26 protein-coding genes and 3 tRNA genes are annotated in these 26,323 nt (G+C 54.9%); 13 read left to right on the top strand and 16 right to left on the bottom strand.

Annotated features, from left to right (window positions below; all coding sequences use genetic code 11):
* The 3 genes from CMO10_RS13600 to CMO10_RS13610 form a co-directional block, all read right to left on the bottom strand.
* Positions 1 to 157 (bottom strand): GTP-binding protein (locus CMO10_RS13600; protein WP_297023321.1); only part of this gene is annotated, 157 nt, incomplete at its 3' end.
* Positions 158 to 238: 81 nt separating this feature from the next.
* Positions 239 to 312: transfer RNA gene (locus CMO10_RS13605), tRNA-Gly, on the bottom strand.
* A 36-nt stretch (positions 313 to 348) separates the two neighbouring features.
* Positions 349 to 433: transfer RNA gene (locus tag CMO10_RS13610), tRNA-Tyr, on the bottom strand.
* Positions 434 to 639: 206 nt separating this feature from the next.
* On the opposite strand from CMO10_RS13610, the gene rlmB reads away from it, so the two are divergent.
* A complete protein-coding gene (gene rlmB / locus CMO10_RS13615; RefSeq protein WP_297023126.1) occupies positions 640 to 1,512 on the top strand; it encodes a 23S rRNA (guanosine(2251)-2'-O)-methyltransferase RlmB in 873 nt (290 codons plus the stop codon).
* Between the two features lie 109 nt (positions 1,513 to 1,621).
* Positions 1,622 to 1,698: transfer RNA gene (locus tag CMO10_RS13620), tRNA-Thr, on the top strand.
* Positions 1,699 to 1,758: 60 nt separating this feature from the next.
* Here CMO10_RS13620 and CMO10_RS13625 read toward each other — a convergent pair.
* From CMO10_RS13625 to CMO10_RS13660, 8 genes are all read right to left on the bottom strand, one after another.
* Positions 1,759 to 2,166, bottom strand: a complete 408-nt coding sequence (locus CMO10_RS13625; protein WP_297023130.1) for a GFA family protein — start codon at positions 2,164 to 2,166, stop codon at positions 1,759 to 1,761.
* 18 nt (positions 2,167 to 2,184) lie between these two features.
* On the bottom strand, positions 2,185 to 3,066 hold the full coding sequence (locus CMO10_RS13630) for an isocitrate lyase/PEP mutase family protein (RefSeq protein WP_297023132.1): 882 nt from the start codon (positions 3,064 to 3,066) through the stop codon (positions 2,185 to 2,187).
* Between the two features lie 6 nt (positions 3,067 to 3,072).
* Positions 3,073 to 4,344: a TRAP transporter large permease gene (locus CMO10_RS13635; protein WP_297023135.1), complete on the bottom strand. Its 1,272-nt coding sequence runs from the start codon at positions 4,342 to 4,344 to the stop codon at positions 3,073 to 3,075.
* On the bottom strand, positions 4,341 to 4,829 hold the full coding sequence (locus CMO10_RS13640) for a TRAP transporter small permease (RefSeq protein WP_297023138.1): 489 nt from the start codon (positions 4,827 to 4,829) through the stop codon (positions 4,341 to 4,343). Before CMO10_RS13640 ends, CMO10_RS13635 begins: the two co-directional genes overlap by 4 nt.
* Before the next feature lie 189 nt (positions 4,830 to 5,018).
* Positions 5,019 to 6,008 carry a TRAP transporter substrate-binding protein gene (locus CMO10_RS13645; protein ID WP_052657545.1) on the bottom strand — a complete coding sequence of 330 codons (990 nt, stop codon included), beginning with the start codon at positions 6,006 to 6,008 and terminating at the stop codon, positions 5,019 to 5,021.
* Between the two features lie 302 nt (positions 6,009 to 6,310).
* On the bottom strand, positions 6,311 to 6,865 hold the full coding sequence (locus CMO10_RS13650; RefSeq protein ID WP_297023141.1) for a GNAT family N-acetyltransferase: 555 nt from the start codon (positions 6,863 to 6,865) through the stop codon (positions 6,311 to 6,313).
* A gap of 14 nt (positions 6,866 to 6,879) precedes the next feature.
* Positions 6,880 to 7,434 carry a helix-turn-helix domain-containing protein gene (locus tag CMO10_RS13655; protein ID WP_297023144.1) on the bottom strand — a complete coding sequence of 185 codons (555 nt, stop codon included), beginning with the start codon at positions 7,432 to 7,434 and terminating at the stop codon, positions 6,880 to 6,882.
* Between the two features lie 124 nt (positions 7,435 to 7,558).
* A complete protein-coding gene (locus CMO10_RS13660) occupies positions 7,559 to 7,963 on the bottom strand; it encodes a RidA family protein (RefSeq protein WP_297023147.1) in 405 nt (134 codons plus the stop codon).
* Between the two features lie 143 nt (positions 7,964 to 8,106).
* Between CMO10_RS13660 and CMO10_RS13665 the strand changes: the two genes are divergently transcribed.
* Entirely contained in the window at positions 8,107 to 8,709 is a 603-nt protein-coding gene (locus CMO10_RS13665) for a TetR/AcrR family transcriptional regulator (protein WP_297023150.1), read from the top strand.
* Positions 8,710 to 8,780: 71 nt separating this feature from the next.
* Here CMO10_RS13665 and CMO10_RS13670 read toward each other — a convergent pair whose 3' ends face one another.
* Positions 8,781 to 9,125, bottom strand: coding sequence for a rhodanese-like domain-containing protein (locus tag CMO10_RS13670; RefSeq protein ID WP_297023153.1), 345 nt, complete (start codon positions 9,123 to 9,125; stop codon positions 8,781 to 8,783).
* A gap of 611 nt (positions 9,126 to 9,736) precedes the next feature.
* On the opposite strand from CMO10_RS13670, the gene CMO10_RS13675 reads away from it, so the two are divergent.
* From CMO10_RS13675 to CMO10_RS13685, 3 genes are all read left to right on the top strand, one after another.
* Positions 9,737 to 11,680 (top strand): PrkA family serine protein kinase, encoded by a 1,944-nt coding sequence (locus CMO10_RS13675; protein WP_297023156.1) that lies wholly within the window; start codon positions 9,737 to 9,739, stop codon positions 11,678 to 11,680.
* Positions 11,681 to 11,854: 174 nt separating this feature from the next.
* Positions 11,855 to 13,192, top strand: coding sequence for a YeaH/YhbH family protein (locus CMO10_RS13680; protein ID WP_297023159.1), 1,338 nt, complete (start codon positions 11,855 to 11,857; stop codon positions 13,190 to 13,192).
* On the top strand, positions 13,189 to 14,760 hold the full coding sequence (locus CMO10_RS13685) for a SpoVR family protein (protein WP_297023161.1): 1,572 nt from the start codon (positions 13,189 to 13,191) through the stop codon (positions 14,758 to 14,760). Before CMO10_RS13680 ends, CMO10_RS13685 begins: the two co-directional genes overlap by 4 nt.
* A gap of 21 nt (positions 14,761 to 14,781) precedes the next feature.
* Here CMO10_RS13685 and CMO10_RS13690 read toward each other — a convergent pair whose 3' ends face one another.
* Positions 14,782 to 15,654, bottom strand: a complete 873-nt coding sequence (locus CMO10_RS13690; RefSeq protein WP_297023164.1) for a type 2 periplasmic-binding domain-containing protein — start codon at positions 15,652 to 15,654, stop codon at positions 14,782 to 14,784.
* A 371-nt stretch (positions 15,655 to 16,025) separates the two neighbouring features.
* On the opposite strand from CMO10_RS13690, the gene CMO10_RS13695 reads away from it, so the two are divergent.
* Genes CMO10_RS13695 through CMO10_RS13705 form a run of 3 tightly spaced genes read left to right on the top strand, consistent with a single transcriptional unit; the run spans position 16,026 to position 19,378 of the window.
* Positions 16,026 to 16,964, top strand: a complete 939-nt coding sequence (locus CMO10_RS13695) for an ABC transporter permease (protein WP_297023167.1) — start codon at positions 16,026 to 16,028, stop codon at positions 16,962 to 16,964.
* Complete coding sequence (locus tag CMO10_RS13700; RefSeq protein WP_297023170.1) at positions 16,964 to 17,824, top strand: ABC transporter permease; 861 nt, start codon at positions 16,964 to 16,966, stop codon at positions 17,822 to 17,824. The genes CMO10_RS13695 and CMO10_RS13700 overlap by 1 nt, the downstream gene beginning before the upstream one ends.
* A gap of 18 nt (positions 17,825 to 17,842) precedes the next feature.
* The gene (locus tag CMO10_RS13705) at positions 17,843 to 19,378 is read left to right on the top strand and encodes an ABC transporter substrate-binding protein (RefSeq protein WP_297023173.1); all 1,536 of its coding nucleotides are present in this window, start codon (positions 17,843 to 17,845) and stop codon (positions 19,376 to 19,378) included.
* 166 nt (positions 19,379 to 19,544) lie between these two features.
* On the opposite strand, the gene CMO10_RS13710 is transcribed toward CMO10_RS13705, so the two are convergent.
* Positions 19,545 to 20,372: a hypothetical protein gene (locus tag CMO10_RS13710; RefSeq protein WP_297023175.1), complete on the bottom strand. Its 828-nt coding sequence runs from the start codon at positions 20,370 to 20,372 to the stop codon at positions 19,545 to 19,547.
* A 211-nt stretch (positions 20,373 to 20,583) separates the two neighbouring features.
* Here CMO10_RS13710 and CMO10_RS13715 point away from each other — a divergent pair, with 211 nt between their 5' ends.
* The 3 genes from CMO10_RS13715 to CMO10_RS13725 are packed head-to-tail and all read left to right on the top strand — an operon-like array spanning position 20,584 to position 23,378.
* On the top strand, positions 20,584 to 21,717 hold the full coding sequence (locus CMO10_RS13715; RefSeq protein WP_297023176.1) for a zinc ABC transporter substrate-binding protein: 1,134 nt from the start codon (positions 20,584 to 20,586) through the stop codon (positions 21,715 to 21,717).
* Positions 21,677 to 22,372 carry a DUF1007 family protein gene (locus CMO10_RS13720; RefSeq protein WP_297023179.1) on the top strand — a complete coding sequence of 232 codons (696 nt, stop codon included), beginning with the start codon at positions 21,677 to 21,679 and terminating at the stop codon, positions 22,370 to 22,372. Before CMO10_RS13715 ends, CMO10_RS13720 begins: the two co-directional genes overlap by 41 nt.
* Entirely contained in the window at positions 22,320 to 23,378 is a 1,059-nt protein-coding gene (locus CMO10_RS13725) for a nickel/cobalt transporter (protein ID WP_297023182.1), read from the top strand. Before CMO10_RS13720 ends, CMO10_RS13725 begins: the two co-directional genes overlap by 53 nt.
* On the opposite strand, the gene CMO10_RS13730 is transcribed toward CMO10_RS13725, so the two are convergent.
* Positions 23,379 to 24,248: a LysR family transcriptional regulator gene (locus CMO10_RS13730; protein WP_297023184.1), complete on the bottom strand. Its 870-nt coding sequence runs from the start codon at positions 24,246 to 24,248 to the stop codon at positions 23,379 to 23,381.
* A 176-nt stretch (positions 24,249 to 24,424) separates the two neighbouring features.
* Between CMO10_RS13730 and CMO10_RS13735 the strand changes: the two genes are divergently transcribed.
* Positions 24,425 to 24,703: a DUF1127 domain-containing protein gene (locus tag CMO10_RS13735; protein WP_297023187.1), complete on the top strand. Its 279-nt coding sequence runs from the start codon at positions 24,425 to 24,427 to the stop codon at positions 24,701 to 24,703.
* A gap of 195 nt (positions 24,704 to 24,898) precedes the next feature.
* On the opposite strand, the gene CMO10_RS13740 is transcribed toward CMO10_RS13735, so the two are convergent.
* Entirely contained in the window at positions 24,899 to 26,119 is a 1,221-nt protein-coding gene (locus CMO10_RS13740) for an MFS transporter (protein WP_297023190.1), read from the bottom strand.
* Between the last annotated feature and the right edge of the window lie 204 nt (positions 26,120 to 26,323).

The raw sequence follows: 26,323 nt of genomic DNA on the forward strand, positions 1-26,323 counted from the left end.
CTTTGTCGATCATGTTGTAGTCCTGGAACGAAGCGCCACCGGCTTCTGCCAGAACTTTGGTGATTGCTGCGGTCAGCGTGGTTTTACCATGGTCAACGTGGCCGACGGTGCCTACGTTAACGTGCGGTTTTGTACGCTCAAACTTTTCCTTGGCCATTGCCCTCAGATCCTATTATCCGAACCAAAAAAACACGTAGAAACCCACCGCACGAGCCGACGGGTTGCATCATCATAATATTGGAGCGGGTGAAGGGAATCGAACCCTCGTCGTAAGCTTGGAAGGCTTCTGCTCTACCATTGAGCTACACCCGCATATTTCTGCTGCGAGCTCTCGCGAGGGCGAGAGAGTGGTGGAGGGGGCAGGATTCGAACCTGCGTAGACTAAGTCGGCGGATTTACAGTCCGCTGCATTTGACCGCTCTGCCACCCCTCCATCAGGGTCGTAACGCCATCCGGGTTTGACCCCGGCCTCGTTGCGGCGAGGGAGGGAATACGGCGAAGGCCCCTACCCTGTCAACAGCAAAAAAAGCACGAAATCGTATTTCCTTTCCTATATGTTCCCCAAGTTTCGCAGATCAACCGAAGCAAACTGCATTCGGTCCCCTACGTATTCCCCAAGGCCCGGAGGTTTCCGCCATTATGTCGCGTCGCAATAAATCCCGTTCAGGAAATCGTCATCAAGGTGACGGGGCACCCGATACCCTCCCGCAAGGCGATGAAAACCGCGAAGGCAATTCGCGCCGCGGACGAAAACGCGGCCGTGATGGCGGCGGATCCGGTGGTAATTCGCGCCTGATTCTTTTCGGGCGTCACCCGGTCATGATGGCAATTGCCAACCCGCAGCGCACGATTCACAAGATCTGGGCGACTGAAAACACCCGTGACGAAGTTATGGCTGCCCTTGCCGATGCCGAACGCAGCGATATCGCGGTAGATTCGGCCGGACGCACCGACCTTGATGAAATGCTGCCACCGGGCACCGTCCATCAGGGCATGGCAATGCATTGCGCCCCCCTGCCCCAGCTGTCGGTCGAGGAACTGATTGCCGATCATCGCGATTCTGAACAATGCACGGTGCTGATCCTTGATCAGGTTACCGACCCACATAACGTTGGCGCGATCCTGCGCAGTGCGGCGGCCTTCGGTGCATCTGCCGTCATCGTGCCCGACCGTCATGCGCCGCCCGAAACCGGGGTTCTGGCGAAATCGGCCAGTGGCGCACTTGAAACCGTGCCGTATATCCATGCCGGAAACCTGAACCAGACGCTCGATAAGCTTAAGGGTGCGCATTTCTGGCTGGCGGGTATGGATGGCTATGCCGAACAGACCCTGGCCGAGGCCAAGCTGCATGGCCGTGTGGGAATCGTCATGGGATCGGAGGGTGAAGGCCTGCGCCGTCTGACACGCGAGAGCTGTGACTTTCTGGTCAAGCTTCCGATGTCGGATCGCATCGAAAGCCTTAATGTCTCCAACGCTGCTGCGGTTGCTCTTTACGAGCTGTATCGCAAGTAGGCAACAGCCCGCAAACACGGGCGTTTAGAGGGTTTTCACGGGATGTAAATTTCCCTGCTGCAAACTCTTGCATTCACGGGCGGCCCGGATTATGTTTCGCGCCGCTCACGCCGGCATAGCTATAATTGGTAGAGCAGCTGATTTGTAATCAGAAGGTTGGGAGTTCGAGTCTCTCTGCCGGCACCATTAAAGAAAACCCCGCACGCCATCGGCTGCGGGGTTTTCTTTTGTGCAAATGGCAAACAATTACGCGGGCAAGCCATCAAGTCTGTCGATGTCTTCAAGACCCTCGTCCCAGTTAGCCTTGCTGCCCATCATGATGTGGGCGGTCGGACGTATCGAGACCGGGGTTTCAAGGCTTCCCGCCGGGACGACCACAAGCTTGCCGTCCATCTGGGTGTAGGGCACGGCAGAGCCACATGCCTGGCAAAATGCCTTTTGATGGCGGGTACCGGGCACGGTGAAGGACTGGATGTTCGTGTCCCCTTCCAGCCAAGACAACGCGGCCTTGGTCGAGAACAGATTGGCCGCGTGGGCCGAACCGGTGTCCTTTTGGCAATAGCTGCAGTGGCACAGGAAGAACGCATCGAAGTCACCAGTGACTTCATAGCGTACAGCGCCGCACAAACAACTGCCGTGATGTTTGTCTGCCATTAACCTGCCCCCCTTCTATCAGTCGCGGCGAGACGACGCGTAGCGTTCCGAGACTTCGTAATACTCATCAAAACCGATGCGTTGGCGCAGGTCCGCCCAGCTCATCAGTTTGTCATCGCGCGGCTGGCCGACCTTCATGGTTTGCAGGCATTCGACCATGGCTTTCATTGCGGCGGCCATGAGCGAAAGCGGATAGGCCGCGATCTGATAGCCGATTTCCTTGAGTTCTTCGGGCGAAAGATCGGGGGTTTCGCCGCCTTCGACGATGTTGGCCATCTTGGGGCCGGGAAGTTCGGCACAGAGTTTGCGCATTTCATCGACCGATTTGGGCGCTTCGACAAACAGGATGTCTGCCCCAAGTTCCTTGAACTTTGCAGCACGGTCAATCGCCTCGGACAGGCCATGCTGATGCCGCGCATCGGTGCGGGCCAGGATCAGGATATCTGCGCCTGCCTCGCGGGCGTCGACGGCGGCCTTGATGCGGTCAAAGGCCTCGTCGCGGCCAACGACTTCCTTGCCCTTGGTATGGCCGCAGCGTTTGGGGGCCAGCTGATCTTCGATCATGACGGCCGCACAGCCCGCCTTCGCGAAGCCCGTGACAGTGCGCCTGACATTCATGGCATTGCCATAGCCGGTATCGCCATCGCCAATCACGGGGATAGACACCGCATCGGTGATGTTGCGCGCCTGATCAAGGACCTCGCCATAAGACATCAGGCCGAGATCAGGTTCACCAATGCGGGCAGCAGAGGTCGCAAAACCCGACATGAAGGTCAGGCCGAATCCCTCCTGCTCGATCAGTTTGGCGGAAAGCGCATCAAAGCAGCAGGGCATGGTAATCAGATCCCCCGTGGCAAGCAGCGCACGCAGGGCATCGGCAGGTGATTTTGCGTTGGTCATCGGTCTTTACAGCTTGAAGGGAATATAAAGGGCGAGGTCGTGCCACAGATACAAAACCGCGGCACAGACAAACATCAGGATCAGGAACGGTGCGACACCCCGGGCCACCTCGCCCAGTCGGGCCTTGGCGACCGACTGAATGACATAAAGGTTAAGCCCGACAGGGGGTGTGATCAGAGCGCATTCGACCATGATCACCATATAGACACCAAACCAGATCGGATCGAATCCAAGGGCAAGGGCGGCTGGCAACAGCACCGGCGTCATGATCAGCACCATGGATAGCGCTTCGAACACCAATCCCATGACCAGAAGCACGGCGGTTACGATCAGGATAAAGCCAAGTTCGGTATCGACCCCTTGCGTGATCATCACCGAGATATCCTGTGGAATGCGATACAGCGTGATTGCCTTGCCGAACACCTTGGCCCCGGCAATGATCAGAATGATCGCAACCGTGGTTGCCATGGAATCGAACACTGCCTTTTTGAGCGCATCCCACGTCAGGACCCGCATGATCGGGCCGGTGATGATGAGGGCTGCGGCAAAGCCGATGGCAGCCGCCTCGGTCGGGGTGAAGGCACCGGAATAGATGCCGGAAATAATCAGAACCGCCAGAACAACCGATGGCAGCGCGCGGATAGTCGCGCGTTTGCGTTCGGCCCAGTCCTTTTTCGGTTCGAGCTCCTGACCGCCCATACGGGCATAGATCATCGAGAAGATGATAAAGAACAGCAAAAGCGCGATCCCCGGGCCAATCCCGGCGAGGAACAGCGCAATCACCGATTCTTCGGTGACAAAGCCATAAATGATCATCGGGATTGAGGGCGGGATCAGAATGCCAAGCGTGCCGCCTGCAGCCAGCAAGCCATAAACGAACCGCTTGTTATAGCCACGATTGATCATTTCCGGGATGGCCACCGTGCCGATGGTTGCGGCTGTTGCGACCGAGGATCCGGAAATGGCGGCAAACACACCACAGGACAGGATGGTTGCCACCGCAAGCCCGCCCGGCCAATGGCCGACCCAGGCACTGACCGCGGCAAACAGGTCATTGCCAACACCCGCACGCAAAAGGATGTTGGACATCAAAAGGAACAGCGGCACGGCCAGCAGGATAAAGCCATCGAGCGTCGACAGAACCGCCTGCGGGGCCATCAGCGGTGAGAAGCCACCAAGAAGCAGCATGGCAAGCCCGAGCCCGCCAAGGGCAAAGGCCACCGGCACACGCATCAAAAGCAGCGCAAACATCGCCGCCAAGGTCAGGACAATGGTCATTCGTGCGCCCCTTTCGGAATATCCTTGCCACGCGCAAGCCCGACAATTTCGATCACTGCCTGAATGGCAAGCAGGGCAAAACCGATGGCAACAGGCAGTTCGGCAATCCATGCCGGAAGATCAAGCATGGTGCCGCTGGTGCGCCCGCGTTCGAAACTTTCATAGAAGATTTCCCAGCCCTTGAAGGTCACCATCACCGAAAAGGCCAGAATGCAGGCCATGGCGATGATTTCGACAAGGCGCTGGACCTTGGGGGCAAGAAGACGCGTCACCGCATCCACCGAAATATGGCGGCGTGCCGCAAGCGCCCAGGGCATGCCCAAAAGCGAACCCCAGATCAGACACAGCTGGGAAAGTTCGGCCGCCCAGATGGTCGGTCGCACGAAGAAATAGCGTGCCAGCACTTCGTAGGTCAGCATGCAGCCAGCCAGCACAAACAGGATGGCGGCGACCCACGCAAGAATAAGCGTTAATCGATCAAACATGATTTAAACAGTGCATGTTGGAAGACGGAAAGCCATCACCGCGACGGTATGAAAATCAGTGGAACCCGCGCGGTGATGACACCAAATCAGATCAAACTTAGATCACGTTCAAACAACGCCCCGGTCGGCGTCCATCCGCGATCATGACAGGCATGGCAGATGGCACCCGACCGGTGAGCGTCAATGATCTTAGAACTTCTGAGCGGCCTCGAAGACCTGCTTGCCAAGATCACCGGCATCTTCAAGGAAGGCGTCATAGACCGGCTGTGCGACCGAACGCCATTTGACCAGTTCTTCCTCAGTCGGGTTATAGACCGTCATGCCGGCTTCTTCGGATGCTGCATAGGCTGCTGCTTCGATCTCGCTCATGCGGTTGCGCACATCGGCCTCGGCATTCATCGCCGCGGTGTTGATGATGGTGCGCTGTTCGTCGGTCAGGCCGTTCCAGAAATCGGTATTGACCACGACAATGAACTCGACATCGGCATGGTTGGTCACGGTGATGTTGTCCATCACTTCCCAAAGCTGACGGGATTTAACGCCCGAAACGCCGGTCATGCCGATATCAACCGTCCCGCGCTGATAGGCAATATACTGTTCGGAACCGGAAATGAGGGTCGGCGCACCACCGGCAGCGACCGTAAAGTCACCCAGCGTCTTGCCAAAGACACGGACCTTTTTGCCTTCCATGTCTTCCGGACCATGCAGCGGGGCGTCCTTGGACAGCATGATGGCACCACCATAAGCCTGCCACCACAGAACCGATGCACCGGTTTCGGCAATAGCGGCATCAAGCGGACCACGTACCGGGGAATCCTTGGCGGTCGCCTTGCGGACCTTTTCCTCGGTATCGAACAGGAACGGCTGATAGAACACGTCAACTGCCGGGATATCACCGACATAACGGGTCAGCGACGCCACACCCATTTCAATCGCGCCGGAGCCAACAGCAGCCGGGACTTCCTTGTCCTTGTAAAGCTGGGCTGAATCATAAATCTGGACTTCGATATCGCCGTTTGATTTTTCCTCGACCTCGTTCTTGAACATCAACAGGTTCTGACCAAGGTGGCTTTTCATCGGCAATTGCAGGGAAATACGCAAAGTCAGGTCTGCGGCCTGAACGGTGCCGGAAAATCCGACGGCTGCCATCAATGCGGCAGCAAGGGCAAATTTCTTCATGATGGACGTCCTCCGAGAATTTTTATTCTGTTTCTTGCTTAGGGACGGCAAGGATGCGCCCATTTTTCGGCGCTGTTCAACATGTTTTGACTACGGCGAAACCCTGATCCCGCGCGCATTGATGCGGCGCACACAGAGGTCGAACACTACGGTAAAAAGACATCGCGAATACCAGTGCGGATATGATTACGGCACTGCGGCAATTAAATTTAATTGAGTGAGAGTCAGCCCACGACCGGTTCTGGCATGCCAGAACGCCCGTTCTGAATACAAATCCGAGAATCGTATAGGGTTTCAAACCACTATCTGATGATGCGCTTATACATCACGGTCGTGGCACTGAGCTTTTCCGAGTCCGGGTCACGGGCGAAATCGGGGATGATGCCCGTGGTTTCAAAACCAAGCGAGCTATAGAGCACTTCGGCACTGTCGCCGGTGCGGGTATCAAGGGTCAGAAGAGTTCGGCCAAGATCACGCGCGCGTGTTTCGGCCGCAGCCATCAGCAACCTGGCAATGCCCCGCCTACGGCAATCCGGGCGGACCATCAGTTTGCTGATATCGCCGCGATGGGCCTGATTGGGCATGGTGTCATAATCAAGCTGCACCGTGCCCACCACCCGATCGTCATCTAGCGCGGCAAACAGGATGCGCTTTCCGCCCTTCAGCGCCGGGATGGTTTTATCGCGCCAGAAGGCGGCCGCCTCACTGATCGGAAAAGGTTCGATAAAGCCGATGCTGGCCCCGTCATGGACGCAGGCATGGAGCATATCGGCGAATTGATCCAGGCGAGCTGTGACCTGACCGGCATCAAGGGGGGTGATTTCGGGGGCAGGTTTTGTGGACGGGTTCGAAGACATGGGGGCTCTTTCGCTTAGTCGATGATGAACAGGTGGTACTTCGCACCCTGATCCGGTGGCGTCTGAAAAACGTTGCCACCGCGCAATTGATAGCGCAGGCAATCGCCAGCGCGCAGGTGATGGGTCTGGCCATCAATTTCCATGGCAAGGGCGCCGTCGAGCATAACCAGATGATGCTCAAGACCGTCGCGAGGTGAGCCATCATATTCAATGCGCTGGCCCGGGCCGATTTCGACTTCGATCACCTCGCCTGACAGTTGCTTTGACGTCGGGGAGACCAGCCGTCTTTGATAGCCGGTATCGGGATCGGTCCAAACTTCCTGATCGGCGCGCGCGATCATTGGAGCAAAGTCATCTTCGACCATCTGCATCAGACGCGACAAAGTGACGCCAAAAGCAACACAAAGCTTGCCAAGCACACTTGCGGTCGGGCTGACCTCGCCCTTTTCGATGCGCGACAGGCTGGCGCGACTAACCGCGCTTTTCTGTGCCAGTTCATCAAGCGACCAGCCGCGCTCTGCGCGCAAGGCCGCCAAGCGATGAGCCAGCCGGGCTTCAATTTCATCCATAACAAACTCCGCTAATCTCTTATTTGGGATATTTTCCCTTTTATGAGAATTCGTCAAGATGAAAAAACCGACCCCGCTTTATAGGCAGGGCCGGCCCGACATGCGTTCAAAGCATTACAACGGATCAGGCATTGCCTGCCGGAATGCGGGCGACAACCTTGATCTCGAAATCAAAACCGGCAAGCCAGTTGACGCCGACAGCCGTCCAGTTGGGATAAGGCGCCTGATCAAAGACAGCACCCTTCACCGCCATAATGTCATCGAACTGGTTTTCCGGATCGGTATGGAAGCTGGTGACATCAATGATGTCATCAAAGCTGCAATCGGCGGCCTTCAGCACGGCCTTGAGATTATCAAAGGCACGCTCGACCTGCTTTTTGAAATCAGGTTCGGGCGATCCGTCTTCCAGGCTGCCGACCTGGCCAGAGACAAATAAAAGATCGCCGGATCGAATGGCCGGGGAATAACCATGGGCCTCATAAAGCGCATGGCGGTTGGGTGGAAAAACAGCTTGGTTTGCGAGGGCCATAAAGACCTCCTTGTTGGGGTGAATTCAGCGGTGTGGTGTTTTGAGCTCAACTCAGATACGCTGCGTATGTGAAGACAGATATATTCACATACATCGCGTATGTCAATTCACATACGCATCGTATGTTAAAATCGGAGTGCCTGATGGCTGCCAAAACGCGCGCTGAAAAAATGGAAGAAACCCGCCTTAAACTGATCGCTGCAGGTCGCAAGGCCTTTGCCGAAAAGGGATATGCGGATGCCTCGATGGATGAATTGACCGCAACGGCAGGGCTGACGCGCGGGGCGCTTTATCACAATTTCGGTGACAAGCGCGGTCTGCTGGCGGCTGTGGTCGATGAGGTAGACTCAGCCATGGCGCAAAAGGCCAAGGATGCCGGTGATGCTGCCGGGGGTGGCTGGAACGGCTTGATGGCCGAGGGCCGGACATATATCGAGCTGGCCCTTGATCCCGAAATCCAGCGGATTGTGCTGCGTGATGGTCCGGCCTTTCTGGGCGATCCATCAAACTGGCCGAGCCAGAACCGCTGTTTGCAGGCAACGATTCAAACACTGAGCGAATTGGCAGATCAGGGGGCGATCAAACCGGTTGATATCGAGGCGCTGGCACGGTTGCTAAATGGTGTTGCGATGAATGCCGCCCTTTGGGTCGCGGCAAGTGACGATCCACAAGAGACACTGCGCAAGGCGATTGCCGCGTTCGAAGTTCTTGCCGCCGGTGTGTTGGTCACACCTGATGGGAAATGATGTCTGGCTGAGCGTGTGACCAACACTTGGACAGCGAGATCACATTCCGGCCCCTGCCCCGTCAAAAGAAGTCAGGCTTCGGGGGCACCTTCAAGATCAAAACCGGCACGGGTCCAGCTTTGAATGCCGCCCTTGAGGTTGCTAACGGCGCAATCAACATGTTCCAGGACGGCGTTGGCCGCCCCAAAGGAACGCTGACCGACCGAACAGACAAAGACCAGATCGGTATCATTTTCATCGGTCAGATCGACAAGGGCCGGGATATCGAAGTTCGAGGTCGGGATATTGATCGCGGTTTCGATATGGCCGGTTGCGAATTCTTCGGCCTCGCGGACATCAATGACGGTGACGGCTTCTTCGCCGATCAGACGATCAAGTTCATGCGGTTCGATAAACTGTACGGTTTCGTCGCTCATTCTGATGTCCTTTGGTGGCTTTTTCGGCCCGATCCTGCATGCTCGTGATAGCGCCGGGTGCGTCCATTACGCAAATGCAAAATATTTTCGGCTCTCGCCTTTGATCAAAAAGCGGCACCAATACTGGACCAATGGTCACTTACATGTGAACGGGACCACACAATTTTACGCTCTTCGACGGAAGTATCGTCTTGCGAAATCAGTTCCTTATTCCCACGTCTGAATAACAGGGCAAATTGCCTTGGCAGGCTTAATGGTCACTTCGACAATCATTAGACAGAAGCCTGCCCCGACATATTCAGTGTCGGCATATTGGTCGCCGCAACGGGGCCCAAAAGAGTCTGATCAAGACTGTAAAACGGCGCAAACGCCGCAACTGCACAATCGAATTTTCACACGTTTGGCATGATCCGCCAGAGATTAATCGCGAACGCCTTTTGTTAATGCATCACCGCTGGCAGCGTTCCCTATCCGGAAACCTGCCGACGCCGCCAAACCGGGAACGGGTGATCCTGCCCGCGACAAGACAAAACGCAGAATTGCGCAAGAACAGGAATGAAACAGGAAACACAAGTTTGACAGTGCGATAACGTTTGAAAGGAGACCGCGCCATGGCTGAGAAGGATATCTTCGAGCTGTATGCGGAAGGCTATGACGGAAAGCAGGAAACTGAACTGACCATCCGCGATTATCTTAATCTGTGTCGCGAAGACCCGACTGCCTATGCCTCTGCCGCTGAACGCATGATTACTGCGATTGGTGAACCGGAACTGATCGACACCTCGACAGATTCCCGACTTGGCCGCATCTTCCTGAACCGAACCATCAAACGTTATCCCGCCTTTGCCGATTTCTTTGGCATGGAAGAAACCATCGAACGCATTGTCGGCTTCTTCAAATATGCGGCCCAAGGCCTTGAGGAACGCAAACAGGTTCTTTACCTGCTGGGGCCGGTTGGCGGCGGTAAAAGTTCGCTTGCCGAGCGCCTCAAGGAGCTGATGGAACGTGAACCGATTTACGTGCTCAAGGCCGGTGATGAAATCAGCCCGGTCTTTGAGAGCCCGCTTGGCCTGTTTAACCCGGCCAAGATGGGGGATGCGATCGAGGATAAATACGGCATTCCCAAGCGTCGCCTGACGGGGCTTATGTCCCCATGGGCAGTCAAGCGCCTTGATGAGTTTGGCGGGGATCTGACCAAGTTTTCGGTGGTGAAACTGATCCCGTCGCGCCTGCGTCAGATTGCAATTGCCAAAACCGAACCCGGTGATGAGAACAATCAGGATATCTCGTCACTGGTTGGTAAGGTCGATATCCGCAAGCTTGAATATTTCAGCCAGAATGACCCGGATGCCTATAGCTATTCCGGGGGCCTTAACCGCGCCAATCAGGGGCTTCTTGAATTTGTCGAGATGTTCAAGGCGCCGATCAAGATGCTGCATCCGCTTCTGACCGCGACACAGGAAAGCAACTATATCGGCACGGAAAACCTTGGCGCCATTCCGTTCCAGGGTTTGATCCTGGCCCACTCCAACGAGGCCGAATGGCAGACCTTCAAGGCCAACAAGAATAACGAGGCCTTCATTGACCGCATCTCCGTGATCAAGGTGCCCTACTGCCTGCGGGTAACGGAAGAAACCATGATCTACGACAAGCTGTTGCAGGGATCAGAGCTTGAACACGGGTCGTGTGCACCCGGCACGCTCAAGATGCTGGCACAGTTTTCGGTGCTGTCGCGCCTGCAGGAACATGAGAATTCCAATCTTTATTCCAAGATGCGGGTCTATGACGGCGAGACATTGAAGGATGTCGATCCCAAGGCGAAATCCATGCAGGAATACCGTGACACCGCCGGTGTTGATGAAGGCATGGATGGCATTTCAACCCGCTTTGCCTTCAAGGTTCTGTCGGAAACCTTTAACCATGACACGCATGAAGTTGCCGCCGATCCGGTGCATCTGATGTATGTGATGGAACAGGCCATCCGGCGCGAACAGTACCCGGAAGAACGCGAAAAGGCCTATATGGACTTTATCAAGTCCGAACTGGCCCCGCGCTATGCCGAGTTTATCGGGGCGGAAATCCAGAAGGCGTATCTCGAAAGCTATTCCGATTACGGGCAGAACCTGTTTGATCGATACGTCGCATATGCCGATGCCTGGATCGAGGATCAGGACTTCAAGGATCCCGATACCGGTCAGCTTCTGGATCGCAAGATCATTGATCAGGAACTTTCGAAAATCGAGAAGCCGGCGGGCATCGCCAATCCCAAGGATTTCCGTAACGAGGTCGTCAAGTTTGCCCTGCGTGCACGTGCCAATAACAAGGGCAAGAACCCGGCATGGACATCCTATGAGAAACTGCGCGATGTGATCGAAAAACGCATGTTCAGTCAGGTCGAGGACCTGCTGCCGGTGATTTCGTTCGGCTCGAAGAAAGACAGCGAGACCGAGAAGAAACACAACGAATTCGTCAAACGCATGATCGATCGCAAATATACCGAACGTCAGACCCGCCGTCTGGTCGAATGGTACATGCGTGTCAACAAGGCCGGTTAAGCTCCCCCCTGTCTTTCCCGGCCCGACCGGGCGGCTTCGTCCCTTGTCCGCCCGGTTACTTCTTCGCCGCAGGATGTGGCTTTGGTCCATCACCCAATGTCACATCCTGCGGGCATTCAAGGCGCAAGCGACCTGCACAACGCGCTTTTGAACCGTGCAAGGATGTGACTGCCCATGCTTTATATTGTGGATCGCCGCAAGAACCCGACCGGCAAAAGTCTTGGTAACCGGCAACGTTTCATGCGCCGCGCGAAGGCCCAGATCAAAAAGGCGGTTGAAAACACCATCCGGTCGCGCGGCATTACCGATATTTCCAGCGGCGATCAGATCACCATTCCCGGCAAAACGTTAAAGGAGCCGGGTTTCCATCACCAGGGCCGTGGCGGCAACCGCAACTATGTCCTGCCCGGAAACAAGAAGTTTGTTCAGGGCGACCGTATCGCCCGTCCGCAAGGTGGCGAAGGTGGTTCGGGCGGATCACAAGCAAGCCCCGACGGCGAAGGTGAAGATGAATTCCAGTTCACCCTTACCCGTGACGAGTTTCTCGATATCTTCTTTGAAGACTTGGAATTGCCCGATCTTTTGAAAAAAAGCCTAAAGCAGACCACCGCCTTTCGCACGGCACGCGCAGGCTTTTCGGTTGAGGGCACGCCATCGAACCTGAGCCTTGTGCGCACCATGCGCAATTCCCTGGCGCGCCGCATCGGGTTGCGTCGCCCGAAAACCGCCGAGGTGCGCGAGCTTGAAGAAAAGATCGCCGCCCTTCAGGCCAAGGCGGAAAAGCGCCCGAATGGCAAGCTGACCAAGGCTGATGACGAAACGCTTCATACCCTGCTGGCGGACCTTGAAGAAGCCAAACGGCGGATGAAGGCGATCCCGTTCATTGATCCGATTGATACCCGCTATAACCAGTTTCAACAAATCCCCGATCCCAATACACAGGCGGTGATGTTCTGTTTGATGGATGTGTCGGGATCGATGTCCGAGCAGATGAAGGAACTGGCAAAGCGGTTCTTCATGCTTTTGCATCTTTTCCTTCATCGCAAATACGAGCATGTCGAGGTGGTCTTTATCCGCCATACATCACGCGCGGCCGAGGTCGATGAAGAAACCTTTTTCTATTCGCGTGAAACCGGCGGCACGATCGTTTCCACCGCGTTAGAGGAAATGAAAAAGGTGCTGGTGGATCGCTATCCCACCGATCAGTGGAACATCTATGCCGCCCAGGCATCTGACGGCGATAACTATTCCAATGACGGGGCAAAATGCACAGCCCTTCTGGCAGAGGACCTTCTGCCCAAGTGCCAGTATTACGCCTATATCGAAATCACTGATGAGCGCGAGGCAGAGATTTTTGCCGCCGCCGAAGGTGAAACCGCCCTTTGGAAGGCCTATGCACCGATTGCCAGGGTCAATCCGCAATTTGCCCTGAAACGGGTGACCAAGGCTGCGGATATCTTCCCGGTCTTCCGGGAACTGTTTGCCAAGAACCGTGCGGAGGCAGGCCAATGAGTAGCAAGACCAAATCCGCCGACAAACTTCTTTTCACCAGTGCCGACTGGGATTTCGAGACGCTAAAAGCGACCTATGACGCCATTGAGGATATCGCGATCAACGAGCTTAAGCTTGATGTCTACCCCAATCAGGTTGAGGTGATCACATCCGAGCAGATGCTGGATGCCTATTCATCGATTGGCATGCCGCTGATGTATCATCACTGGTCGTTTGGCAAACGCTTCGTGCGTGACGATGTCATGTATCGCAAAGGTTATCAGGGACTGGCCTATGAGATCGTGATCAACTCCAACCCCTGCATTTCCTATGTGATGGAAGAAAACACCATCGTCATGCAGGCCTTGGTGATTGCGCATGCGGCGTTCGGACATAATCACTTTTTCAAGAACAACTACCTGTTCAAGCAATGGACCGATGCCGACGGCATTCTGGATTACCTGCAATTTGCCAAGGGCTATATCGCCAAGTGCGAGGACAGGTATGGCTTTGATGCGGTTGAGCGGATTCTTGATGCCGCGCACGCCCTGATGGATCAGGGGGTCAATCGCTATTCCCGGCCGGAAAAACCCAACCTTGCGGCCGAGCTGGAGCGCGAACGCGAACGCGCCAAATATGAAGACGAGACCTATAACGACCTGTGGCGCACCCTGCCCCAGTCCGATCCCGGCGATCAGGATATGGACGAGCTTAAACGCAAAATGCGGGTTGAGGAACGCCGCGCGCAGTTTGGCCTGCCGGAAGAAAACCTGCTTTATTTCCTGGAAAAGAACGCCCCGTCGCTTCAGGCGTGGGAGCGCGAGATTTTGCGCATCGTGCGCAATATCGGGCAGTATTTCTATCCGCAGAAACAGACCAAGATGATGAATGAAGGCTGCGCGTGCTATGTGCACTACGCCATCATGAACAGCCTCTATGACAAGGGCCTGATTTCCGAAGGGGCGATGATGGAATTCATCGATTACCATTCGCGCGTGGTGTTTCAGGCCGAATATGACGACCAGCGCTATTCGGGTTTCAACCCCTATGCGCTTGGCTTTGCCATGATGCAGGACATCCACCGCATCTGCGTTGACCCGACCGAGGAAGATCATAAATGGTTCCCTGACATTGCGGGTAACAATGAACCGGTCGAGACGCTCAAAGAAGCCTGGGCGCATTACCGCGATGAAAGCTTCATCCTGCAATTCCTGTCACCCAAAGTGATGCGCGACATGCGGATGTTCATGATAATTGATCACAGCACAACCCCGCATCTTGAGGTCGCCGCCATTCATGACGATAATGGCTATCGCAAGGTGCGCCGGTCCCTGGCCCGGATGCATGACATTTCGGTCCGCGAACCCGACATGCAGGTGGTCGATGTGGATATCCGCGGCAACCGCCAGCTTTACATCCAGCATACCGAACATGACGGCATACGCCTTGAAAAGTCCGAAGCGGAAATGACGCTGGGCTATATCGGGCAATTGTGGGGCTATGGCGTGACCTTGCAGGCCGTTGATTATGAAAGCGGCGAAATCCTGCATGAAATGAATTACCAGCCCGAAGACCTCGCCGGGAACTAGATCAACCTTGTCGTCCGACCATCATCTGTCTTCCCAATAGCGATCCGGGATCGCCTTTACCTGGTCTGACAAGAACGGGTTCTCAATTCTGAACACCTTGCGGTTCGGGTCGCGAATGGCACGTAATGATCTTGCTATCGCTTGGTTGGAGTAAAAATGCCGCATGAAAGCACCGCTTTCATAGGCGTTTTGCAATCCTTCGGTCAGGATTTCCTGACGGATCGTATCGTCTTTGCGGACGTAGATGAAGAAATCCATTGGGTAAGCCAATAACAAACTATCATCCAGAGCCACATCAAGGCCGGCATCTTCGGCGAGCCCCAGTTCGGCATGGACCTCATGAACGCCCCTGTTTAGCAGATCAAATCGCTCGTGTATCAGCATCCGCCAGAGGTTCTGGTAATTTGCAGTTTCCACACAAAATCCATTGGCTTCCAAAACCTGAGTATCAAGCCAGTCCGACCCCGACCCAATACAATGATGTTTAAGTTCCTCGACAGAATTAATTGTCTTGAGAGCTGCTTGCGTTTCAGGGCGAATTGCAAAAACCCGATACCCGAGAATACCGCGCGTCAAAGGGATTGGTATTTGGGAAAATCGCGCCTCTCTTTCGGGTGTATACCCCGCAAACATCACATCGATACTGTTGCGATCCATCAAGTCCATGATGCGCGATACAGAGGCATCACCGAAATCGTCAAAGATCAGTTGATGATCACCTTCGGCATGTTCAATCGCCAACTGCAGAACTTCATACTGATAAGAAAATGGACCCGTTTTCGGATCACCAAAAAACGGAACACGGAATGTCTCGGCCTGTGCCGGACCAAACACAAGCAACTGAAGGGTTAAAAATCCGGTCAGGAAAAGAACCCAAAAACGACGAATATTCAAAGCTCTACCCTAGGAAACGAAATTTTTCAAAAACATCTCTTTTAGGTGGCAAGTGGCTTACAGATTTAAAGGTCGGTTCTCGTAGAAATTACGTTCTACCAGTCTTGACGGAAACATAACGCCCGAATCCCGGTCGATTTCCCATCCTTTTGGACAGCACCTATTCCAATCCCCTTGCCTAAAAGCACTTATTGAGTGCAATAAACAAAACAAAAACACGCTTAAATATACCTTTTAATCAAAAAATTCGCACCCATTCATTTAAGAACGAAAATCAGTTGCGTTAAATAAATAGGAATGATTATTAATTTCGCATACTTGAAAGATAATAACTCACATTTCCGACTGCCGCCGGAATGAAAGACCGTTTTATGGCTTCGCGCGTGACTGCACGCATAACCCATGCCCTGATCTTGCTGTTCATCGTTTCGGTGGTCGGCTTTGCGTTGTTGCGGCTCATGCCCGGCGACTTTGCCGAGATCCTGTTGATGGCGCAGATGGATGGCACCCTGCCCGATGCCAATCAGGTGGCGCGTTATGCTGATCAGAACGGTCTGAATGATCCCCTGCCACAACAATATCTGCGCTGGCTTTTTGCTCTTTTGCAGGGGGATTTGGGTAAGTCCTTTATCAGCAATGAGCCAATCATTAGCGACATCACACTGCGCATGGGGCAGTCGCTTTTGCTGGCCGTGCTGTCGATGTCACTTGCCCTGATCATTGCCGTGCCAATTGGGATTGTCTGTGCGCGTTATCCCGGCAGCCGGATTGATCGCATTGCCGGCATGATCAGTGTCATTGGCATGTCGATCCCGAATTTCTGGTATTCGCTGCTTCTCGCCCTTTTATTTTCGCTTGTGCTCGGCTGGCTGCCCACCGGCGGGCATGGCACATGGGCGCATGCGGTTCTGCCGACATTGGTAATTGCCACCTCGATCGCAGGCGTCCTGTCGCGCTATGTGCGAGGCAGTCTTCTTGAAGAACTTTCCAAACCCTATATCCGCACCGCCAAGGCCAAGGGGTTGAGCCGCCTGCGCACCGTTCTGCGCCATGCGGTGCCCAATACGGCACCCGGCATCCTGACCTTTTCGGGCATGCAGTTCGCGCGGATTTTTGATGGCATGATCATTGTCGAAACCCTGTTTGCCTGGCCGGGGCTGGGCCGGTTTCTGGTGGAATCGCTTTTGAACCGCGATTACCCGGCCATTCAGGCCTGCTTCCTTTTGATTGCCGGCAGTTACATTCTGGTCAATCTGATCGTTGATCTGTGCATCGCCTTTTACGATCCCCGCACCCGGGAGATCGTGTGATGCAGATGGAACGGATGTCTTTTACTGGCGGCAAGCTGTTTCATGCCGGACGCCGCGTGTTTCGCGGTTACGTTCTGGTAATGGCGCTGGTCATCCTTGCGGTTTTGATCCTGCCGTTCTTTGCACCCAATGATCCTTATAAGGCCCAGTTCCTTTTCCGACTGAAACCACCAAGCCTTGATTACCCGCTTGGCACCGATGCGCTGGGGCGATGTGTTTTATCACGCCTGATGTATGGCGCACGCTTGACCACCGCATCTGCCCTTGCGGTCGTGATGGCGGCATCGCTGATCGGCAGTCTGATCGGCACCCTTGCCGGGATGGTCGGCGGGATTGTGGATCGCGCCATCATGCGGTTTTGCGAAGGCATGTCGGTATTCCCGGCCCTTGCCATTTGCATGATCATTGCAGGCACCCTGGGGCTTGGTCTTCAGGCGGTGATCATTGCGCTGATTACCGTGCACTGGACCGACTATGCCCGGGTTGTGCGCAATGCCGTGATTGTCGAACGCACCAAACCCTATGTCATGGCGGCCGAGGCGTTGGGTGCGCGCCACCACCGCATCGCACATCGTCATATTTTTCCAAACATCATCGGCCCGCTTCTCACCCTTGCGGCCTATTCCATGTCCTGGGCGATCCTTGCCTTTGCGGGATTGAGCTTTTTGGGGCTGGGTGTCGAACCCGGCACGCCGGAATGGGGCCTGATGATTGCTGAATCGCGCAATTACCTGCGCGATCACCCTCGCCTGGTGCTTGCACCGGGCCTGACCATTGCGGCGTTTGTCGTCGCGGTCAATCTGCTCGGAGACATGTTGGGAGACCGTTTCCGGCTTCGTCAGATCAACTACCTTCACTAGATGGACAGAGACAGTAAGATGATCAAAAAGACACTTTTGGGGGCTGCCTTTGCAGCCCTTGCCATGGGCAGCTTTACGCTTGCCCCGCAGCCTGCACAGGCAACCGAGGACAACACGCTTGTCATCGGCACCATGTGGGAATCCATGCCACTTGCCATGAAGCCGCGTCGTTCGCGCTTCTTCAATGAAAGTGAAATCCTCGATACCCTGGTCAAGCTGGATTATGACCTGAAAACAATCCCGGGTCTTGCCACCGAATGGGACCGTGTTTCCCCGACGGTCTGGCAGTTCAAGCTGCGTGAAAATGTCGTTTTCCATGACGGCACCAAGCTTGATGCCGAGGCCGTTAAATTCTCGCTCGAACGGGTAATTGATCTGCTGCCTTATGCCGCAGACCTTCTCAACATCAAATCGATCAAGGCGGTTTCGCCGCTGGTGGTCGAGATTGAAAACACTGAACCGTTTGCCGCCCTGCCCAACCAGCTTTCCGATGCGATCACGGTTGTCTATGCCAAGTCATCCTTTGATGAGGCAGGCGAATTCGTCAAACCGGTCGGCACCGGCCCGTGGAAGTTCGAGGAATATAAAAAGCAGGATCGCACCATTGTGACCCGCTTTGACGAGTATTGGGGCGAGAAACCGGCCCTTGAGAAAGTCGTTTATCGCTATATCCCCGATCACAATTCGCGCACGCTGGCACTTGAGGCAGGCGAGATTGATTTCGTGACCAACATGCTGCCCTCGGACGTCAAGCGTCTGTCTGAAGATGAAGACTTCAAGGTCTATGCCGAGCCGACCTCGGGCCTGTATTACGGTGCCTTCAACGCCGGTGAGAAAAGCGTTCTGTCAGACGTTCGCATCCGCCGCGCGGTCAATGCGCTGGTCGATCGTGACCTGATTGTCAAAGGCGCGCTTGATGATGTTGGCGAACCGGCGTGGGAATTCTTCGCCCCGACCTTTGACTGGGCCCCGCAGGCGGATGAGAAATACACACTTGATCCGGAACTGGCCGCATCGCTTCTGAGTGATGCCGGGTATGAGAAAACCGATGGCAAATGGATGAAGGACGGCGAACAGCTGACCCTGCGTATCCTGAGCTATTCTTCGCGTACCGAAATGCCGATGATCACCGAGGCCATGGCTGCACTTCTCAATGAGCAGGGCATCGCCACCGAAGTTGGCATGTATACTTGGGGCGGGATGCTTGATCTGGTCAAACAGGGTGAATATGACGTTTCGGTCGTGTTCTGGACCCCGGAGATGACCGGCCACCCGGACCTGCATCTGAAGTCGCAGTTCCATTCCAAGGCAGGCCTGAACTATCAGTTCTGGGCAAACGCGGAATTTGATGCCGCTGTCGACAAGGGACGTACCCTTGATCCGGGTACCGAGCAGGTCGCGACCTACACCAAGGCGATGAACATCCTGCATGACGAAGCGCCTATCATTCCGCTGGTGCATAAGGTGTTTGTTGTTGCCTCGACCAAGGATCTCAAGAACTACCGCATCCATCCGTCGGGCTTCTTCTTTGACTTCAAGAGCGTGTCGAAATAAGCGCTGCGCGTTTTGAGCTCACAAAATACGAAAGAGCCGCCTTTAACGGGCGGCTCCTTTATTTCTGGCAGAAACCCGGGGACTTCCGACAGAAACTGCAGACGTTGATTTTTCGTTACGCGAACGGAATGCATCTATTACGGTCAAACAACAGACCTTAATTTGATCAATTGCCGAACCAGTAACGGTAAAGATCGGAGCTCGTCTGACTTGTCATTTCGGGATTATCGAGGTCGATAATATGCAAGCCCGGATGGTCACGCAGAAAACCGATGGCGGCTGATATCATCGGATGTTCGATAAAATAACGGTCTATCGCGCCGTCTTTTACAGCGGCCTGAAAGCCCTGTTCGATCTCGTCGTGCAAAGACTGACTGTCTTTTCCGAGATAGAAATAAAAATCGTAGGGATAGCGCAGCAGCAGGTTTTCATAGACCGCCAAATCGTGCTGCTTGATGAGCTTCGCAACGTTGCCTGTTTTCACCTCATGAATGGCGAGATGCATTGCATCAAAGCGCTTGTTTTCGAGCATATCATAAAGGCTGAGACCCGGACCGCCAGTTACGCACAGCCCGGCATGCTTCAGGATAACGGTATCCACCCATGAATTACCCGACCCGATACAAATGCTTCTGAGGTCAGCCTGGTTTTCGATACGGTCCAGCATCTTGAGGTTATCCGCGCGCGTAATCAGCAATCGATATCCCTGCAGGCCCTTGGTCAGGGGAAAGTCAATTTGCAACAAGTCGTGTTCGGCAGCACGGCTGTAGCCGGCCAAGACGACATTTACCTCTCCCTCGGACAACAAGCTGAACGCACGCTTTTGCGAGAGGCCGTCAACAGCGACGATTTCAAGACGATGCTTCCCGGGCGCATAGGTAAGGGCGAGTTCTAGCAAGCCGGTCTGCAGGGCATAGTGCTCCTCTCGTCCGGCAGGCAGCGGCACCTTGAGCGTCTCGGCGTAAAGCGGTTTGCTAACCAGAATGGCAAGCAAGACCAAACCGCAAACATGTCTGAACAACCAAACCATCCCGTTCCTGTTCGTCCCCTTTGTTTAACGTGGGGATTGCCGGGACCGGAAACAGCCCTGCTATCTATCCATTCGGCAAAAATCGACCTGGGCCATTTTATTCTTGACCATTTGTTATGTTATATCATAACAAATAGGATCAGATAACAAACCCACTCCAGACCGGATCATCCATATGCCTTCCTTGCGCCAATCCCTTCGCCGTTTTCTTCTTGCTGCACCGCTGTTTATTGCCGCCCCACTGACTGCAGCAGCCCATGGTGACGATGCCCCGAAAGTTGTGACGTCGATCAAGCCGATCCACGGGATCACCAGTGCCATCATGAAGGATATCGGCGAGCCGGTTCTGTTGATTGATGGCGCGTCCTCGCCGCATACCTATTCGCTCCGCCCCAGCGAAGCGCGAGCGCTGAATGAAGCCGATCTGGTGATTTATGTTTCTCATGCGCTGGAAGGCTTCCTTGAAAAGCCGCTTGAAAGCCTGTCGGGTCATAGCCACCAGCTTGAGCTGGTTACGCTGTCTCAGCTGTCACTGCGTAACATGCGCGAAGGCGGCACGTGGGAAGCCCACATGCATGATCATGAGGGCGAAGCGCATGAGGATCACGACGACCATGATGATGATCATGAGGATCACGACGAACACGCCCATGACGATGACCATGATCACGATCATGACGCCGAACATGATCACGAAGAACATGACGATCATGATCATGACCACGCGGCAGAACATGATGCCCATGACGACCACCATGACGAGGCCCATCACCACGAAGATCATGACGGTGTAGACCCGCATATCTGGATGGATCCGGCCAATGGCGCCTCGATTGCGATTGCCATCGCCGATGAACTGGCCGAGATTGACCCGGAACATGCCGAAGACTATCGCGTAAACCTGCAGACACTGCTTGCAAGCCTTACCAACCTTGGTAATGATCTTCGGGCAAAAGTTGCACCGATCCAGGACCAACCCTATGTCGTGTTCCATGATGCCTATCAGTATCTCGAAACCGGCCTTGGCCTGAATGCGGTCGGATCAATCACTGTGTCGCCTGATCAGAAGCCCGGAGCCAAGCGCCTTCATGAAATCGAAGACAAAATCCATGATACCGGCGCTGTCTGCATTTTTGCCGAACCGCAATTCCGCCCGGCAATCGTTCAGGCTGTCGTCTCCGACACGGGTATTCGCACCGGCACGCTTGACCCGCTGGGTTCTGACATTGCTGCCGGCCCCGATGCCTATCAGGAAATTCTGGCACAGAATGTCGACGCCCTTGTCGCGTGCCTTGGCAACGGTTCGTAAGCCCGTCACAACAATTCTGGTTGCCGGCATCTCGATGCTGGCAACCGTGCCTTCGGCATTTGCGCATCCACATGTCTGGATCGACGCGAATGCCGAATTTGTTTTTGAGAACGACAAGATTACGGCGGTTCATGTCCGCTGGTTGTTTGACGACCTGTTTAGCATGACCATGATCGACGAGTTTGATCAGAACCACGACACAAGGTTCTTTGGCGATGAAAACACCGCCGTGCATGACAATGCCTTTGTTGCCCTTGCGGAGTTTTCCTGGCTAACGCATCTGCGCCGCAACGAAGAGCTGGTTTCCTTTGCCGGTGCGACCGATTTCGTTGCCGATATCACCGATGACCGCCGGGTAAGCTATGACTTCAAGCTGATGCTCGAAACACCGCTCGATCCCGTCAAGGATGCCATCAGTCTGTCGGTCTATGATGCTGAATACTACATCGATGTTGCCTACACGCAGGTCGATCCCGTCCTGTTTGCCGGGGCAAAGAACCTGTCCTGCCATTTCGAGATGAGCGAAGATGAAAAGAACCGCATCTATTTTGACCTTGTCGCTCCGGTCCGTGCCGATGTTATTTGCGCGGCCAAGGTGGCAGATGGCAGCAGTTCTCGCGGCCTTGCTCCTGGCGATTTCGTTCTCGTCGAGTAATCCGGCAGCAGCGCAATCCTCAAACCTTCTCGGTCGCGGAGCATCAGAAAGCCCGCAAAGCAAACCCGCGCCGACGTCAGCAACAGAAGCCAATGGCGATGAAGAAAGTCTGATTGCCCTGCCCGACTGGCTTTCCGATCTTGTCGGTCAGACAGTCATTATTCAGACCAAGCTTAATCGTGAAATCACAGCCACACTTCGCGAAGCCAAGCAAGGCGACAGCTTCTGGCCGGGCCTTGTGATTATTGCCCTGTCTTTTGGTTATGGCGTTTTTCATGCGGCCGGTCCCGGTCATGGCAAGATGATCACCACCACCTATTTCCTGTCACGCGATGCCGGATGGAAACAGGGCGTGGCGATGGGAAGCCTGATTGCCACTGTTCAAGCCGTATCCGCCATCATCATGGTCGGCGGCCTGACCCTGATCCTTAATCTTGGCCCGGCGGCAGTGACCAAGAACGGCCTGATCATGGAGGCGGTATCCTATGCCCTGATAGCGGTGCTGGGTGCCGTGATGGCGCTTCGCATTCTTCAGGGCCGCGATGACTGCTGTGATCACCATGGGCCGGGTGCGCATGACCATCATCACCACGAACACGATCATGCGCATGGCCATGACCACGATCATCATGAGGGGCATCATCACGATCACCATGATCATGCCCCTGCCGTTCAATCGAACTGGCAGATGATCTCGACCGGTATTGTTGCTGGCTTACGGCCCTGCACTGGATCGATCCTGGTGCTGCTGTTTACGTTGGCCAATGGCATGTTCCTGATCGGGATCGGGGCGGCCTTTGCCATGGCGCTGGGTGTGGCGATCACGATCAGCCTGATCGGGCTTGCCGCAATTGGAATTCGGACAGGCACACAGCATCTGTTTAGCCTGTCTGAAACATCATCGGGCATCATTCGCCGCACGGTCGGCTTTACCGGGGCGGCGATCATTACCCTGTTTGGTGTGATGTTGTTGCTGGCCTCTGCCCGACAACTGGGCTGGTTATAATCAGGATTTATAGGCAGCCGGGATACTGTCTGTTGCCTTGATCAGGGCATCCATCACCATCCGCACCCCGGGCGAGCGCCGCATATCGGGATGGACCACAAGCCAGACAGGCTTACTGAGCTCCGCCAGACTATCATCGGCAACCACTTCCAGACGGTCATCCTCATCGGCCATATAGCGCGGCAGCAAGCCCAGCCCGTGCCCGGTGGCAACAAAGGCCTGAACGGTCTGGGTGTCGTCGGCCTTTACACGCACGGGCAGTTCCTGATCCAGCGTATCCCAGACCCAGCCTTGCTGATAATCGCCAAAGGTATTTCGGCCATCAGCACAAAACTCCCAATTTTCCTTGGGCACGCGCTGGGTATAGCCCTTTGCGGCGTAAACCGCATAGCGCAAGTCCACCAATTTGCGAACAATCAGGCCACTTTGATCCGGACGCACCATGCGCACAGCTACATCGGCCTCGCGCCGGGCCAGATTGGCGACCACACTTGATCCGAGGATTTCATATTCAAGGTTCTTCTGATCACGCAGCAACTCTGCCAAGCGCGGGGCGAACAGCAATCGTCCGGCACTTGGCGGAACGGCGATTTTGACAACGCCATGGGCACTTTCATCGCCGCGCGCCTGACGTTCAAAGACAAGAACATCATCCTCAATCCGCAAGGCGACCGGCATCAGATTTTCGCCAGCCTCGGTCAGTTTCCAGCCGGTGGCGAGACGATCAAACAGATGTGCGCCAAGATCGGCTTCAAGTGCCTCGATCCGGCGTGAAACTGTTGTGTGATCCTTGCCAAGGCATCTTGCCGCGCCAGACAAGGTTCCCTCCTTTGCCACGGCAACAAAGAAACGCAGATCATTCCAGTTCATCAATCCGATCCCGGCAGGGTTTGCACACATTCGACCACCTGCGTAACGCCGAAAACAATGTTCGGCCATTGCGCAAATCTGCACAACTGTAGCGCAGTTTATCGGAATTCATTTGTATTTTTGCGCATGCCAACCTTGTCGACATCACAGAGCCCAACAGATCAAGGAGCATCAAAATGGCTGTATCGAACCATCTCGAATGTCATCCCGTCGTTGGTTGCCTTTCGAACAGCTCATCGTCGGAGATGTTGGCACAACGCCCAAGCTCCCCTGCCGCGCGCCACCACGCCACCCAGGGCATTCGCGCCATCATCCCGGCGACCCTTGATGCATTGATTGCCGCCTATAAGCGGTATCAGGGCCGCAATGCTCTGCATAAGCTAAGCGACGATCAACTGCGTGATATCGGTCTGGAACGTACCCGTGACGGATATTCAATGCGCGACGGGTATTGATTGTCCATCAATGCCATCGCCCCGAACATCAAAGCGGCCCCGGTCCGAAACAGAGCGGTTGGCAATCGACACGCTTTGATGCCACCAACCTGGCAATACGACAATTGCCAAGTTGGCAAATGCCTCCCTTAAGGCATGCAAAGGCCCCTGCGCTGCAGGGGCCTTTTGTTCGTCTGTCATTTGTCTTTTGGCGCGTCAGGAACGCTGCGCCGTTGGCACCTGATTACTCCGCACTGTCCAAAAGGACCAAACCGCAGCCAATCCGGCCAATACAAGCAAGACAGCGCTTGTCGAGAAGGTTACCTGATAGCCATCGTGATCCATCTGATACCCACCAATCGCCGCACCAAGGGTAATGGCGAACTGAATGACTGCAACCATCAAGCCACCGCCGGTTTCGGCATCATCGGGCAAGGTCCGCGAAAGCCAAGTCCACCAACCAACCGGGGCGGCGGTTGCAATGACGCCCCACCCGGCAAACAACACAACCGTCATCATGGTGGAGTGACCAAAGACAATTAGTCCTAGTGCAATGACGGCCAGGATCACGGGAAACAGGAAGAGAACCGCGTAGAGTGTCTTTTGCAGAATATGACCAACGATCAGGGTCCCGATCACACCGCCGACACCAATCACCAGCAAAACAACAGACACCATGTTTGCTTCAAACCCGGTCACGGTTTCAAGGAACGGGCGCAAATAGGTAAACAGCGAAAACTGCCCCATGAACAAAAGCGTGACGGCCAACATCCCGACCCAGACCTTGGTTCGCGACAACAGTCGGAGCACATCCAAGCTTGCGCTGTGCTTTTGATTGCGCATCGCCGGCAGGCTGCGCCACTGCCAAATGAGCGCAATCGCCGCAATCGGAACGATGCAGAAAAACGCCCCGCGCCAGCTGATCAATCCACCAAGATAACTGCCCAAGGGTGCGGCCACAGTTGCCGCCAGCGCGTTGCCACCATTCAGGACAGCAAGCGCGCGCGGAACTGAGCGCGCACTGACCAACCGCATGACAATTGCCGCAGACATCGACCAGAAACCGCCGATAACCACGCCAAGCAGTGCGCGCCCCACCATCAGGAATTCAAAGGTTGGTGCCACGGCAACGATGGCACCCGACACAATCATCGCAATGGTCAGTGCAAGGATCACCACTTTACGATCCACATTCCGGGTAAGTGCCGAGATCGACAGACTGGTCAACACGGCAAACAACCCCGAAATCGAGACAGCCTGTCCTGCCTGACCTTCGGAAATGGCGAGATCGCTCGCCATCGGGGTCAGCAAACTAACCGGCATGAATTCCGACGCGATCAGGGCGAACACGCAAAGTGACATGGCATAGACCGCCCCCCAGTTATCGATGGGCGAAGCATCCTGGCGCGCGGCTGAGCCAGTATTTTGTGTTGGCATTTTCATGTCTCTGATCGGGATTGGGCACTGTGTTTAAATTGGCACCCTGATGTAGGAGACAGCATGGATTGGGTCTATGCCCATAATTCGGCATACGGTCATGAACAGATTTCATCTATCGCCCTGAAAGCCAGACCCACTGGGCATTTCCAGAACCACCAGTGCAAACCATGACCGTTTTCCACTGTGGAGATTGATGAATTA

Origin of the sequence: Thalassospira sp., from assembly GCF_002709775.1 — a bacterium.
Classification (GTDB): domain Bacteria; phylum Pseudomonadota; class Alphaproteobacteria; order Rhodospirillales; family Thalassospiraceae; genus Thalassospira.